The following is a 13,236-nucleotide window of genomic DNA, read 5'->3' as shown; positions in this document are numbered from 1 at the left end:
TACAGCCTGCGCGCCGCACAGGAGCACGCTGGATCGATCAGAGGCGAGGGCACTGACCTCACCCGTCAGCGGGCGGCATTTTGTTGAACATCCTGCAATCCTGTACATGGCCGCCCCACATGCACATTCCGCCGCGGATCCCGTCCGCGGCGCAGATACTTCCTTTTCTTCCCGCGATCACCATTCATCCGGCCGCCTGCCGCTGCTGGCGCTTGGCGTCGGCAGCTTCGGCATCGGCACCGGCGAGTTCGTCATTATGGGTTTGCTGCCCGATGCCGCCAGCGACCTCGCCATTTCCATCCCGCAAGCCGGCCACCTGATCAGCGCCTATGCGCTGGGCGTGGTCATCGGCGCGCCGCTGCTGGCGGTGCTGGGCGCGCGCTGGCCGCGGCGCAACCTGCTGATCGCGCTGATGGCGGTGTTTGCCGCCGGGAATATTGCCAGCGCGCTGGCACCTTCCTATCTGTCGATGATGGTGGCGCGCCTGCTCACGGGCTTTCCGCATGGCACCTACTTCGGCGTGGCGGCGCTGGTGGCCGCCAGCCTGGTCCCGCGCGAGCGGCGCGCACAGGCGGTGGGGCTTGTGATGCTGGGCCTGACCATTGCCACGCTGGTAGGTGTGCCGATCGCGGCCACGGTCGGCACCTGGCTGGGCTGGCGCTCGGCCTTCCTGATCGTCGGTGCCCTCGGCGCGCTGACGGCGCTGCTGGTATGGCGCTGGGTGCCGTTCGTGCCGGCCGACCGGCGTGCCAGCCCGCTGCGCGAGCTGTCGGCACTCAAGCACAAGCAGGTGTGGCTGACACTGGGCATCGGCGCGATCGGCTTTGGCGGCATGTTCTCGGTGTTCAGCTATATCAAGCCGACCATGCTGGAGCTGGCGCATATGCCGGCGGCGGGTATCCCGGTGGTGCTGGCCCTGTTCGGCATCGGCACGGTGGCGGGCAACCTTGCCGGCGCGAAGCTGGCCGACAAGGCCTTGATGCCGACCATCGGCGGCGTGCTGGTGTGGGCGGCGCTGGTGCTGGGCGCCTTCACCTTTACCGCGTCGCATCCCTGGCTGGGGGCCATCAATGTGCTGCTGGTGGGCACCACGGTGGCGCTGGGCCCCGCCTTGCAGATCCGGCTGATGGATGTCGCCGGCGACGCGCAGACGCTGGCCGCGGCCCTCAACCACTCGGCCTTCAACATGGCCAACGCGCTCGGTGCGTGGCTGGGCGGGGTGACCATCGCCGCCGGCTACGGCTGGGAGTCCACCGGCTGGGTGGGCCTGCTGCTGGCGCTGGGCGGCCTGGTGGTCTATGCGTGGTCGATGCTGAGCATGGGCCGGCAGGGCGCGCCCGCCGCGGCGCAGGCGTGATGCAGGCGGACCTGGTCCGCGCACAGGTCCGCAAGGAACAAAAAAGGGGTGCCTCATCGGGCACCCCTTTTTCATCCCCGCTGGCGGGACTGGCTTACTCTGCGTCCGCGACGCTTGCGCCGACCACGTTGAAGCCGCCGTCGACATAGGTGATCTCACCGGTCACGCCACTGGCCAGGTCGGACAGCAGGAAGGCGGCCACGTTGCCGACTTCTTCGATGGTGACGTTGCGGCGCAGCGGCGCGACGTCTTCGAAGTGGCCGAGCAGCTTGCCGAAGCCCTTGATGCCCGAGGCGGCCAGGGTCTTGATCGGGCCGGCGGAGATGCCGTTGGCGCGGATGCCGCGCGGGCCGACCGACGAGGCCAGGTAGCGCACGCTGGCTTCCAGCGAGGCCTTGGCCAGGCCCATGGTGTTGTAGTTGGGGACCACGCGCTCGGCACCCAGGTAGGTCAGCGTCAGCAACGAGGCCTTGTCCGACAGCAGCGGCAGCGCGGCCTTGGCCAGCGCCGGGAAGCTGTATGCGGAAATGTCGTGGGCGATGCGGAAACCTTCGCGCGACAGGCCTTCCAGGAAATCACCGGCGATGGCGTCGCGCGGCGCGAAGCCGATCGAGTGCACCAGCCCGTCGAACTTCTCCCAGCGCTGGCCCAGCGCGGCGAAGGTCGCGGCGATCTGCTCGTCGCTGCCGACGTCGCACTCGAATACCAGGTCAGTGCCGAATTCCTTGGCAAAGTCGCTGATCCGGTCCTTGAACCGTTCGCCGACATAGGTGAAGGCCAGTTCGGCACCTTCGCGTTTGCACGCCGATGCGATGCCATAGGCGATCGACCGGTTAGAGAGCAAGCCGGTGATCAGGATCCGCTTACCTGCCAGAAATCCCATAAATTCTCCAAGGTGGTGTATCAGGCACGCTTCGTGCGTCCGCCGTGCGGCCGTGCGCGTGCCTTTGCTGTCCTGCGGCCGTTTTTATTGCGCCGCGCAGAGGGAATGTCCGGATGGCTGGCGCCACCCCCGACGCATGTAAAATTGTCTCATACTTGGCCCGGCCGCAGAATGCCGGGCCCCCACAGGTCATAGTGGAGGAATCCAACGGGATGCCTATTCAAGCACGTTGGCCGCTTCAGGCGGCATGGCAGTGCTTCCGGCGGGATGCGGTACTGCGCGGTTGGGTCGCAAGCGGGCTGGCGATGGCGCTGGCGACGGGGGTCTCTCTCTTATCCAGTCCGGCGCTGGCGGCGCATGGCTTCGCGCTGCACGGGGACCTGAAGTACCAGGCGGATTTCCGGCAATTCGACTATGCCAACCCCGATGCACCCGCCGGCGGCACGCTGACACTCGCCAATCCCGACCGGCGCACCAGTTTCGACAAGTTCAATCCGTTCACGCTGAAGGGCACGTCAGCGCCCGGCCTGAACGCGCTGATGTTCGAGTCGCTGCTGATCAGCAGCGCCGACGAGAGCGCCAGCGCCTATGGCTTGCTCGCCGAGGACATCACGGTAGCGCCGGACGAATTGTCGGTCACGTTCACCATCCGGCCACAGGCGCGCTTCACCAATGGCGACCCGGTGCTGGCGTCGGATGTCAAATATTCTTATGACATGCTGATGAGCAAGGCCTCGAGCCCGGGCTACCGCAGCATGTGTACCGATGTGAAGGCGGTGATCGTCGCCGGCGAGCGCACGGTGCGTTTCGAATTCAAGCAGCGCAACCGCGAACTGCCGCTGATCGTCGGCTCGCTGCCGGTGTTCTCGAAGAAATGGACGGCCAAGGTCCCGTTCGAGAAGCTGACCTTCGAGCCGCCGGTCACCAGCGGCCCCTACCTGATCGAGCGCTATGACGCCGGCCGCGGCATCATCTTCCAGCGCGACCCGAAGTACTGGGGCAAGGATCTCGCGGTGCGCCGCGGCACCTTCAATTTCGCGCGCGTGGCCTACCGCCTATACAAGGACGAGACCGCCAAGCTCGAGGCCTTCAAGGCAGGGGAGTTCGACGCCATCGTCGAATACAAGGCCAAGAACTGGGCCAAGAGCTACCAGGGCACCCGTTTTCGCAACGGCGAGCTGCTGAAGACCGAGTTCCCGCACCGCAACGGTGCCGGCATGCAGGGCTTCGTGATGAATATGCGCAAGCCGGTGTTCCAGGACGTGCGCGTGCGCCAGGCCCTGATCCTTGCGCTCGACTTCGAATGGCTGAACCGGCAGTTGTTCTACGGCGCCTACAAGCGGCTGGACAGCTGGTTTTCCAACAGCGAACTGGCCGCCAGCGCCACCTTCGACGGCCGCCCCGGCCCGGGCGAGATGGCGCTGCTTGAGCCGCTGCGCGCGGAATTGCCGCCAGAGGTGTTCGGCCCGGACGTGGTCCAGCCCAGCACCGCGGCGCCGCGTTCGCTGCGCGACAACCTGCGCGAGGCACGACGCCTGCTGGCCCAGGCCGGCTGGACCTATACGGATGGCGCACTGCGCAACGCCAAGGGCGAGACGCTGGTGTTCGAGTTCCTTGACGATGGCGGCGCCATGAGCCGCGTCATCACCACCTATGTGCGCAACCTGGAGAAGCTCGGCATCCAGGTGAACCAGCGCACCACGGACTTTGCCTTGTACCAGAAGCGGCTGGAGGATTTTGACTTCGACATGGTGTCGATCCGCTTCCCGGACTCGCAAAGCCCCGGCAACGAACTGCGCGACCGCTTCTCCAGCGAGGCGGCCGGCACGCCGGGCTCGGACAACCTGTTCGGGCTGAAGTCGCCCGTGGTCGACAAGCTGGTGGACAACGTGCTGCACTCCCATACCCGGCAGGAGCTGGTCACCGCCGGGCGGGCGCTGGACCGGGTGCTGATGCATGGCTACTACATCGTGCCGAACTGGTACAGCGCATCGCACCGGGTGTCATACCGCAAGACGCTGGCCTACCCGGAGCGCCTTCCGTATTACTACACGGCCGAAGGCTGGATCCTGAGCCACTGGTGGCGCACGGACCTGCAGGCGCAGGCGCGCTGACGCGCCCCGCCGCGACCAAGACAAGGATGAGGACCGGCTGATGCTTGCCTACCTGCTCAAGCGCATTCTGCTGATGATCCCGACGCTGATCGGGGTCATCACGCTGACCTTCGTGGTGATCCAGTTCGTGCCGGGCGGCCCGGTCGAACAGATGATGATGGAACTGAAAGGGCGGGGCGGCGCCGGCGAAGCCAGCGGCGGCGGTGCCGAATACCGCGGGCGCCGCGGCGTCGACCCCGAGAAGATCAAGGAGATCCAGGCCCTATACGGCTTCGACAAGCCGCCGCTGGAGCGCTACTTCCTGATGCTCAAGCGCTTTGCCCGGTTCGACCTGGGCCAGAGCTATTTCCAGCACCGCAGCGTGTGGGAGCTGGTCAAGTCCAAGCTGCCGGTGTCGGTCAGCCTGGGTTTGTGGACCTTCTTCCTGACCTACCTGATATCGGTGCCGCTGGGCATCTCCAAGGCCATCCGCGCGGGCAGCCGCTTTGACGTCGTGACCAGCATCATCGTGCTGGTGGGTTATGCCATCCCCGGCTTCGTGCTGGGCGTGCTGTTGCTGGTGCTGTTCGGCGGCGGCACCTTCGTGCAGTGGTTCCCGCTGCGCGGTCTGACCTCCGACAACTGGGAGCAGCTCTCGCTGATGGGCAAGGTGATGGACTACCTGTGGCACCTGGTGCTGCCGATCACGGCATCGGTGGTGGGCAGCTTCGCGGTGGTCACCATGCTGACCAAAAATGCCTTCCTCGAGGAAATCCGCAAGCAATACGTGCTGACCGCACGCGCCAAGGGCCTGGGCGAGCGCCGCGTGCTGTGGAAGCATGTGTTCCGCAACGCGCTGATCCCGCTGGTGACGGGTTTCCCGGCCGCGTTCATCGGTGCCTTCTTCACCGGCTCGCTGCTGATCGAAACGCTGTTCTCGCTGGACGGGCTGGGCTTGCTGTCCTATGAGGCGGTGCTGCGGCGCGACTATCCGGTGGTGCTGGGCACGCTCTACCTGTTCACGCTGATCGGGCTGGTCACGCGCCTGATCTCCGATGTCTGCTACGTGCTGGTGGACCCGCGCATCCATTTCGAGGGCTTGCACCGATGAAACTGTTCACGCACGCGGCCCCCAACGGGCTGCCGCATTCGCCCTCGCCGCGCCAGCGCGCCTGGCAGCGCTTTCGCCGCAACAGGCGCGGCTACTGGAGCCTGGTGATCTTCGTGGTCATCTTCGTGCTGAGCCTGGGCGCCGAGCTGCTGTCCAGCAACCGGCCGCTGGTGGTGCACTACAAGGGCGAGTGGTATTTCCCCATCGTCAAGGTCTACCCGGAAACCACCTTCGACGGCGATTTCGCCACGCCCGCGGACTACCTCGATCCGTATATCCGCGACCGCATCACCACCAACGGCAACTTCGCGGTGTTCCCGCTGAATCATTATTCGTACGACTCGCTCAACTACTTTGCCAAGGAGCCCAACCCGGCGCCGCCGTCGGCAGAGAACTGGCTGGGTACCGACGACCGCGGCCGCGACATCCTGGCCCGGCTGCTGTACGGCTTCCGCGTGTCGGTGCTGTTCGGCATGGCGCTGACCGTGATCGGGGTGCTGGTGGGCACGCTGACCGGGGCGCTGATGGGCTTTTTCGGCGGGCGCTTCGACCTGTTCTCGCAGCGTGCCATCGAGATCTGGAGCTCGATGCCGGAGCTGTATCTGCTGATCATCTTTGCCTCGATCTTCGAGCCCAGCCTGGCGCTGCTGATCATCCTGCTGTCGCTGTTCGGCTGGATGGGCCTGTCCGACTACGTGCGCGCCGAGTTCTACCGCAACCGCTCGCTCGACTACGTCAAGGCGGCGCGCGCGCTGGGCCTGTCCAATGTGCAGATCATGTGGCGCCATATCCTGCCCAACAGCCTGACCCCGGTGATCACCTTCCTGCCGTTCCGCATGAGCGCCGCCATCCTGGCGCTGACCAGCCTGGATTTCCTCGGCATGGGCGTGCCGCCCACCACGCCCAGCCTGGGCGAACTGCTGGCGCAGGGCAAGGCCAACCTGGATGCGTGGTGGATTTCGCTGTCGACCTTCGCGGTGCTGGTGGTCACGCTGCTGCTGCTGACCTTCATGGGCGACGCGCTGCGCGATGCCTTCGATACCCGCCTGGGCCTGGCGGCGCTGCGCGGCCGGGTCGAACCCAAGATCCCGGCCGGCGCGCCAACCGGGGCAGCACCGGAGGCCACGCCATGACCGCGGTGTCTCCCGTGATCCAGCCGGCCGTGGCGCCGGCCGCGGCGCCGGCACCCGGTTCCACGCTGATGTGCGTCGACAAGCTTTCTGTCACCTTCGGCCACGGCGAGCACGCCACCCGTGCCGTGCGCGAAGTCAGCTTCGACCTGCGCGCGGGCGAGCGCTACGCGCTGGTGGGCGAGTCGGGCTCGGGCAAGACCGTGACCGCGCTGGCGATGCTGCGGCTGGTGGAGGACGCCTACTACGACGGCGCCATCCGCTTCGAGGGCAAGGACCTGCTGGCGGTGTCGGACCGCGAGATGCGCGGCATCCGCGGCGCCGAGATCGCGATGATCTTCCAGGAGCCGATGACGGCGCTCAACCCGCTGTACACCATCGGCAACCAGATCGTCGAGACTCTGGCGCTGCACGAGGGCCTGGACCGCCGCGCCGCGCGCGAGCGCGCCATCGCGCTGCTGGAGCGCACCGGCATCAGCGACGCCGCGCACCGCTTCGACAGCTTTCCGCACCAGCTCTCGGGCGGCCAGCGCCAGCGCGCCATGATCGCCATGGCGCTGGCCTGTCGCCCCAAGCTGCTGCTGGCCGACGAGCCGACCACGGCGCTGGACGTGACCATCCGCGCCCAGATCATGGACCTGCTGCGCGACCTGCAGGCCGAGTTCGGCATGGCGGTGATGCTGATCACCCATGACCTCAACCTGGTGCGTTCCTTTGCCCAGCGCGTGGGCGTGATGGAGAAGGGCGTGCTGGTCGAGACCGGCGAGACCGCGCAGGTGTTTGCCGCCCCCCAGCACCCCTACACCCGCAAGCTGATCGACAGCCGCCCCAGGCGCGAGGTGCTGCCGCTGGTGCCGCTGGCGCCGGTGCTGCTGGAAGCGCGCAAGCTGAGCGTCAACTACGCGCGCAAGCGCCGCGGGCTGGCCGGCTGGTTCGGCAAGGACCAGTTCGCGGCGGTCAAGGACGTGGACTTCCAGCTGCGCGAGGGCGAGACCGTCGGCATCGTCGGCGAGTCCGGTTCGGGCAAGACCACGCTGGCGCATACCGTGCTCGCGCTGCAGCGCAAGAGCGGCGGCACCATCCATTTCCTGGGCCGCAGCTTCGACACCGCCACGCGCGACGATCGCCGCCAGTTGCGCGCGCGCATGCAGGTGGTGTTTCAGGACCCGTTCGGCTCGCTGGCGCCACGCATGACCATCGAGCAGATCGTCGGCGAAGGCCTAGCGCTGCACCAGCCCGGCCTGTCGCGCGAGGGCACGCGCCAGCGCGTGATCGAAGCCCTGCGCGAGGTCGGCCTGGACCGTACCGCGCTGGGCCGCTATCCACATGAATTCTCGGGCGGGCAGCGGCAGCGCATCGCCATTGCCCGGGTGCTGATCCTCAAGCCGCAGATCCTGGTGCTGGACGAGCCCACCTCGGCCCTGGACGTGTCGATCCAGCAGCAGGTGCTGGCGCTGCTGTCCCAGCTGCAGCACAAGTACAACCTCACCTACCTGTTCATCAGCCATGACCTGGCGGTGATCCGTGCCATGGCGCATCGGGTTTTCGTGATGAAGGCGGGGGAGGTGGTCGAGGCCGGCGACACCGAAGCGGTGCTGGGCGCACCCCAGCACCCCTATACGCGCAAGCTGATGGCGGCGGCGCAGGTCGGCGCGGCCTGACCCGAAAATGTGCGGCGCATCAACGCCGCGGCCCCGCCTGGCTAGCATCCGGTTGCTCGGACTAATCCGACAAACAAGATGCGAAATCCCGCCTATATCGTTGATTCGCCAGTCAAATCCGGCGAATTTGTAACGAACTTTGACATGTGAATGACAACCCTTTACCATCCCGCGAGAACTAGTTTTGGGGGTGGTCCGTCCGACGCATTGGATCGTGCACGGCACGTTTGCGGTGCAAGACAGGCCAGGTAAGCCTGGTCCGGATGTTGCATAGGGTTCACCCCGCAGGTTCACAAGAATTCCTCGCGAAGTTCACGCGAATTTCACAGATACCCAGCCCGCCCCGGACTTGTGCCGGGGCTTGCTTTGGAACGATCAACGGGAGAACCAATGCAGCGATCGGTACTTCATTCCCTGGCGCGTGCCGCCGTCGGAATTGCCATTGCCTGCGGTGCGGCTGTGTCGAATGGAGTGCTGGCGGATACGGTATTCAAGGATGCCGACGCCCGTATCGATGCCTCGGCCCACGCTGCGGACTCGCATACGGAAGGCAAGCGCGGCTTGCTGTCGTCGGTGGTGAATTCCACCAGCAATGTTGCCAGCAAGGCTGGCGACCTGGTCATGAATGCGCTGGGCCTGATTGGCGTGCGTTACCGCTTCGGCGGCAACAGCCCCGAATCCGGCCTGGACTGCAGCGGCTTTGTCCGCTACGTATTCCAGGACACCTTCGGCTTCATGCTGCCGCGCCGCTCTGTCGAAATCAGCCGTGTCGGCACCACCGTGGCGGCCACCGACCTGCGTCCGGGCGACCTGGTGTTCTTTAACACCATGCGTCAGACCTTCTCGCACGTCGGCATCTATATCGGCGACAACAAGTTCGTGCATGCCCCGTCCACGGGCAGCAAGATCCGTGTCGACGACATGCGTGCAGCTTACTGGGTGACCCGCTACAACGGCGCCCGCCGCATCGAGGATGGCAAGGAGGGCGGTGCCGATGGCCTCGGCGACATGGTCGAGACGCTCAAGCGCTACGACCCCAAGGTCGCCCGCGCATCGCTGTACGGCGGCTGAGGCTTCGGCGCGCTTCAAGCAAAAAGGACTGCTGCGGCAGTCCTTTTTGCGTTGGCGAGGCGTGGCCTCCCGGGTTATTGCGCTGCGACCGTTCCGGCCGGCGTCAGGCGGGCCTGTTCCAGCTGCTGCCGCAGCGTTGCCATCACCGCCGTGGTGGCCTGTTCGCCGGCCAGTATGGCCCGGTTGCGGGCGTTGAAGTCGCTGCCGCCCATATCGGGCAGCTCGGGGCGGATCACCACGTCGGCGCGCGCCAGTGCCATCTTGTTGATCGACTGGCCCATGATCGCGGTGGTCTGCAGCAGCACGCCGCTCTGGCCGGCGTTCTTCTGCGCCGACGGGTCGGCCGAGATATTGACCGCGATGACAAAGTCCGCGCCCATGCTGCGCGCGGAATCCACCGGCACCGGCTCGACCAAGCCGCCGTCGACATAGTCGTGCCCCTGGATCGACACCGGCTGGAACACGCCGGGCACGCTGCTCGACGCGCGCACGGCCTGGCCCGTGTTGCCGCGGCGGAACAGGATCTTCTCGCCGCTCTTGAGGTCCGTGGCGACAATGCCCAGCGGCAGCTTCATGGCCTCGATCGTCCGGTTCTGCACCAGCCGGTTGATGTAGTTCTGCAGCGCCTCGCCCTTGAGCCAGCCGCCGAAGCGGGTGCCGAAGGGCAGGGCCCAGTCGGCGATGGCGGCTTCGTCCATGGTCAGCGCCAGCTTGTTCAGCTGGAAGCCATTCAGTCCGCTGGCGTAAAGCGCCGCCACGACTGCGCCGGCGCTGGTGCCAGTGACCAGGTCGGCATGGATGCCTTGCGCTTCGAGCGCCTTGATCACGCCGATATGGGCAAAGCCGCGTGCCGCGCCGCCGCCCAGCGCCAGGCCAATCTTGACGGGCCGTGGTGCGGGCGGGGTGGTGGCGAGCGGCGGCGCGGGATGCGGGCCGAACGAGCAGCCCGCCAGCAGGGCGGCCGCGGAGATGCCGAGGAAATGACGTCGTTGCATGAAGCGGGATCAGTAACCAGGTAGGACCGGCGGATACAGGGATGTGATGCGGGCGCTCCTCCATGGGGGCTGGCATCGCCTTGCCTGAATCACCGGCATCACCTCAGACCGGCGCAAGCATAAATGATTCCGCGCGGCGCCGGCACGCCGGGCGAGGCGAGGGATGCGCGTTGGTATAATGCAAGGCCTGCACATACACCAGCCTGCGCGCCGCTGCGCGCGGGCTTTCTTGTTTCTGCCCCTGACCATGACCCAACGCGTCCGCACCCGCTTTGCGCCGAGCCCGACCGGTTTTATCCACCTCGGCAATATCCGCTCAGCGCTCTATCCCTGGGCCTTCGCCCGCCGCATGCAGGGCGACTTCATCCTGCGCATCGAAGACACCGACGTTGAGCGTTCGTCGCAGGAAGCGGTTGACGTGATCCTGGAAAGCATGGCCTGGCTGGAGATGGATATCGACGAAGGCCCGTTCTACCAGATGAAGCGCATGGACCGCTATCGCGAGGTGGTGGCGCAGATGGTCGAGTCCGACCTGGCCTACCGCTGCTACATGAGCACCGAAGAACTGGACGCGCTGCGCGAAGCCCAGCGCGAGCGCGGCGAGAAGCCGCGCTACAACGGCTTCTGGCGTCCCGAGCCGGGCAAGGTCCTGCCCGAGCCGCCGGCGGGCGTCGATCCGGTGATCCGCTTCAAGAACCCGATCGGCGGCAGCGTAGTGTGGGACGACGCGGTCAAGGGCCGCATCGAGATCTCCAACGACGAGCTCGACGACCTGGTGATCGCGCGCCCGGACGGCACGCCTACCTATAACTTTTGCGTGGTGGTGGACGACCTCGACATGAAGATCACGCACGTGATCCGCGGCGACGACCACGTCAACAACACCCCGCGCCAGATCAACATCATCCGCGCGCTGGGCGGCACGCCGCCGGTCTACGCCCACCTGCCGACCGTGCTCAACGAGCAGGGCGAGAAGATGAGCAAGCGCCATGGCGCCATGGCCGTGACCGGCTACCGCGACGAGGGCTACCTGCCCGAAGCCGTGCTGAACTACCTGGCGCGCCTGGGCTGGGCCCACGGCGACGCCGAGATCTTCTCGCGCGAGCAGTTCGTTGAATGGTTCGACCTGGAGCACCTGGGCAAGTCGCCCGCCCAGTACAACCCCGAGAAGCTGGCCTGGCTGAACAACCACTACATCAAGGTCGGCGACAACCAGCGCCTGGCCACGCTGACGCAGCCGTTCATCGAGGCGCTCGGCGGCAAGGTGGAAGGGGCGGACTTGGCCGGCGTGGTGGCGCTGGTGAAGGACCGCGCCAATACGCTGAAGGAAGTCGCGCAGGCGGCGCTGCTGTTCTATCGCGGCGAGCCGCAGGCGGATGCCGCACTCAAGGCCGAGCACCTGACCCCGGAGATCCAGCCCGCGCTGGCAGCGCTGGCCACTCAGCTGGCCGCGCTGCCGGAATGGAAGCGCGAAGCCATCAACGCCACCTTCAAGGCGGTGCTGGCCGAGTTCGGCCTGAAGATGCCCAAGCTGGCCATGCCCGTGCGCCTGCTGGTGGCCGGCCAGCTGCAGACGCCGGGCATCGACGCGGTGCTGGAACTGTTCGGCCGTGACACGGTGCTGCGCCGCCTGGCGGCGGCTGCATAAAAAGTCGTGAAAAAGTCCGCGCCGGGGGCTTGCGCTCCGGGCCGGACTTGCGCATAATCTCTTTCTCCCTGCAGCGCGGTCCCTGACCAAGCGGGCTGGCTGATCCGCAAGGATCTTCGCAATCTCCGAACTGATTTTTGAAGTGACGGGAAAGCGAAAAAAAGCTGAAACGGGAGCTTGCAAAGATTAGTGGTTGATATATAATCTTGGCTTCGCTTGAAACGGTAGTTAAATCAGGCGAAAACGCAGCAAGTTGCAGTAAATGGCAGTACCATGGGGCTATAGCTCAGCTGGGAGAGCGCTTGCATGGCATGCAAGAGGTCAGCGGTTCGATCCCGCTTAGCTCCACCAAGATTTAGGTGTCATCCAGGTTTTTTCGGATGGCGCCAGACGGAACGTGTTGAAAGACAAGTTTCTGTCCCCTTCGTCTAGAGGCCTAGGACATCACCCTTTCACGGTGAGTACAGGGGTTCGAATCCCCTAGGGGACGCCATAACAGCAGGGCGTAATCAGACGTCCAGCATGTCGTCTCAAGCATCAGCTTGAAACGGCAGCCGACTAAGGAGTGGTAGTTCAGTCGGTTAGAATACCGGCCTGTCACGCCGGGGGTCGCGGGTTCGAGTCCCGTCCACTCCGCCAAAACTAGACCCGCATGGTTTGCACCATGCGGGTTTTTCTTTGGGTGAGGGATTATGTCGTTAATCGCTGCAAACGCAATAAAAAATGTTGCATTCGTTGCGAAATTCGCTATATAATCCTGTCTTCGCTGCAAATGCTGCGGTAAGCGGCAGACAGCGAAGGTGGTTCCAGCAGTAACCGTCCAGCAGTACCGGATTACGGGGCTATAGCTCAGCTGGGAGAGCGCTTGCATGGCATGCAAGAGGTCAGCGGTTCGATCCCGCTTAGCTCCACCAGAATTTGGGAAGCGTCTGAAAAGAAGCTTCCCAGGCGCGAAAAAGCCCGCTATAATGGTGCGCTTTCCAGCGCAAGACAGAAAACGCGTTGTAAAACAAGTTTCTGTCCCCTTCGTCTAGAGGCCTAGGACATCACCCTTTCACGGTGAGTACAGGGGTTCGAATCCCCTAGGGGACGCCAAAACAGCAGGGCGTAATCAAACGCCCAGCCAGTCGTCCGGAGCCAAGGCTCCAGTCGGCACCGACTATGGAGTGGTAGTTCAGTCGGTTAGAATACCGGCCTGTCACGCCGGGGGTCGCGGGTTCGAGTCCCGTCCACTCCGCCAAATTAGAACGCCCGCGCAAGCGGGCGTTTTTCTTTTTCGGCTACTGA

At 65.3% G+C, this 13,236-nt stretch carries 9 protein-coding genes and 6 tRNA genes; 13 read left to right on the top strand and 2 right to left on the bottom strand.

Annotated elements, in window-relative coordinates:
- Window positions 1-106 precede the first annotated feature (106 nt).
- Window positions 107-1,357, top strand: coding sequence for an MFS transporter (locus tag KB879_RS23985; RefSeq protein ID WP_211979895.1), 1,251 nt, complete (start codon window positions 107-109; stop codon window positions 1,355-1,357).
- A gap of 94 nt (window positions 1,358-1,451) precedes the next feature.
- On the opposite strand, the gene fabI is transcribed toward KB879_RS23985, so the two are convergent.
- Window positions 1,452-2,240, bottom strand: coding sequence for an enoyl-ACP reductase FabI (fabI, locus tag KB879_RS23980; RefSeq protein WP_013957259.1), 789 nt, complete (start codon window positions 2,238-2,240; stop codon window positions 1,452-1,454).
- A 212-nt stretch (window positions 2,241-2,452) separates the two neighbouring features.
- Here fabI and KB879_RS23975 point away from each other — a divergent pair, with 212 nt between their 5' ends.
- From KB879_RS23975 to KB879_RS23955, 5 genes are all read left to right on the top strand, one after another.
- On the top strand, window positions 2,453-4,354 hold the full coding sequence (locus KB879_RS23975; RefSeq protein WP_211979894.1) for an extracellular solute-binding protein: 1,902 nt from the start codon (window positions 2,453-2,455) through the stop codon (window positions 4,352-4,354).
- Between the two features lie 40 nt (window positions 4,355-4,394).
- Window positions 4,395-5,444, top strand: coding sequence for a microcin C ABC transporter permease YejB (locus KB879_RS23970; protein ID WP_013957257.1), 1,050 nt, complete (start codon window positions 4,395-4,397; stop codon window positions 5,442-5,444).
- Window positions 5,441-6,577, top strand: coding sequence for an ABC transporter permease (locus KB879_RS23965; protein WP_013957256.1), 1,137 nt, complete (start codon window positions 5,441-5,443; stop codon window positions 6,575-6,577). Before KB879_RS23970 ends, KB879_RS23965 begins: the two co-directional genes overlap by 4 nt.
- Entirely contained in the window at window positions 6,574-8,235 is a 1,662-nt protein-coding gene (locus KB879_RS23960) for an ABC transporter ATP-binding protein (RefSeq protein ID WP_013957255.1), read from the top strand. The genes KB879_RS23965 and KB879_RS23960 overlap by 4 nt, the downstream gene beginning before the upstream one ends.
- A 390-nt stretch (window positions 8,236-8,625) precedes the next feature.
- Window positions 8,626-9,306 carry a C40 family peptidase gene (locus KB879_RS23955; protein WP_211979893.1) on the top strand — a complete coding sequence of 227 codons (681 nt, stop codon included), beginning with the start codon at window positions 8,626-8,628 and terminating at the stop codon, window positions 9,304-9,306.
- 74 nt (window positions 9,307-9,380) lie between these two features.
- Here the strand turns inward: KB879_RS23955 and KB879_RS23950 are convergent, their stop codons facing one another.
- Window positions 9,381-10,301: a patatin-like phospholipase family protein gene (locus KB879_RS23950; RefSeq protein ID WP_211979892.1), complete on the bottom strand. Its 921-nt coding sequence runs from the start codon at window positions 10,299-10,301 to the stop codon at window positions 9,381-9,383.
- A 247-nt stretch (window positions 10,302-10,548) separates the two neighbouring features.
- Here KB879_RS23950 and gltX point away from each other — a divergent pair, with 247 nt between their 5' ends.
- The 7 genes from gltX to KB879_RS23915 all read left to right on the top strand — a co-directional run bounded on the left by gltX (window position 10,549) and on the right by KB879_RS23915 (window position 13,189).
- A complete protein-coding gene (gene gltX, locus KB879_RS23945) occupies window positions 10,549-11,949 on the top strand; it encodes a glutamate--tRNA ligase (protein ID WP_211979891.1) in 1,401 nt (466 codons plus the stop codon).
- 275 nt (window positions 11,950-12,224) lie between these two features.
- A tRNA-Ala gene (locus KB879_RS23940) sits at window positions 12,225-12,300 on the top strand.
- 66 nt (window positions 12,301-12,366) lie between these two features.
- A tRNA-Glu gene (locus tag KB879_RS23935) sits at window positions 12,367-12,442 on the top strand.
- Between the two features lie 69 nt (window positions 12,443-12,511).
- Window positions 12,512-12,588: transfer RNA gene (locus KB879_RS23930), tRNA-Asp, on the top strand.
- 199 nt (window positions 12,589-12,787) lie between these two features.
- A tRNA-Ala gene (locus tag KB879_RS23925) sits at window positions 12,788-12,863 on the top strand.
- Between the two features lie 105 nt (window positions 12,864-12,968).
- Window positions 12,969-13,044: transfer RNA gene (locus KB879_RS23920), tRNA-Glu, on the top strand.
- A 68-nt stretch (window positions 13,045-13,112) separates the two neighbouring features.
- A tRNA-Asp gene (locus tag KB879_RS23915) sits at window positions 13,113-13,189 on the top strand.
- The last annotated feature ends 47 nt before the right edge of the window (window positions 13,190-13,236 follow it).

The sequence above is a fragment of the Cupriavidus sp. KK10 genome, from assembly GCF_018223725.1.
In the GTDB taxonomy this organism is placed as follows: Bacteria; Pseudomonadota; Gammaproteobacteria; order Burkholderiales; family Burkholderiaceae; genus Cupriavidus; species Cupriavidus necator.
The sequence above is the reverse complement of the archived record's forward strand: the minus strand, read 5'-3'. Positions and strand labels throughout refer to the sequence as shown.

Excerpts from the sequence above, each read along its gene's own strand:
- KB879_RS23985 (WP_211979895.1), top strand. The coding sequence starts at position 107 with ATGGCCGCCCCACATGCACATTCCGCCGCGGATCCCGTCCGCGGCGCA.
- fabI (WP_013957259.1), bottom strand. The coding sequence starts at position 2,240 with ATGGGATTTCTGGCAGGTAAGCGGATCCTGATCACCGGCTTGCTCTCT.
- KB879_RS23975 (WP_211979894.1), top strand. The coding sequence starts at position 2,453 with ATGCCTATTCAAGCACGTTGGCCGCTTCAGGCGGCATGGCAGTGCTTC.
- KB879_RS23970 (WP_013957257.1), top strand. The coding sequence starts at position 4,395 with ATGCTTGCCTACCTGCTCAAGCGCATTCTGCTGATGATCCCGACGCTG.
- KB879_RS23965 (WP_013957256.1), top strand. The coding sequence starts at position 5,441 with ATGAAACTGTTCACGCACGCGGCCCCCAACGGGCTGCCGCATTCGCCC.
- KB879_RS23960 (WP_013957255.1), top strand. The coding sequence starts at position 6,574 with ATGACCGCGGTGTCTCCCGTGATCCAGCCGGCCGTGGCGCCGGCCGCG.
- KB879_RS23955 (WP_211979893.1), top strand. The coding sequence starts at position 8,626 with ATGCAGCGATCGGTACTTCATTCCCTGGCGCGTGCCGCCGTCGGAATT.
- KB879_RS23950 (WP_211979892.1), bottom strand. The coding sequence starts at position 10,301 with ATGCAACGACGTCATTTCCTCGGCATCTCCGCGGCCGCCCTGCTGGCG.
- gltX (WP_211979891.1), top strand. The coding sequence starts at position 10,549 with ATGACCCAACGCGTCCGCACCCGCTTTGCGCCGAGCCCGACCGGTTTT.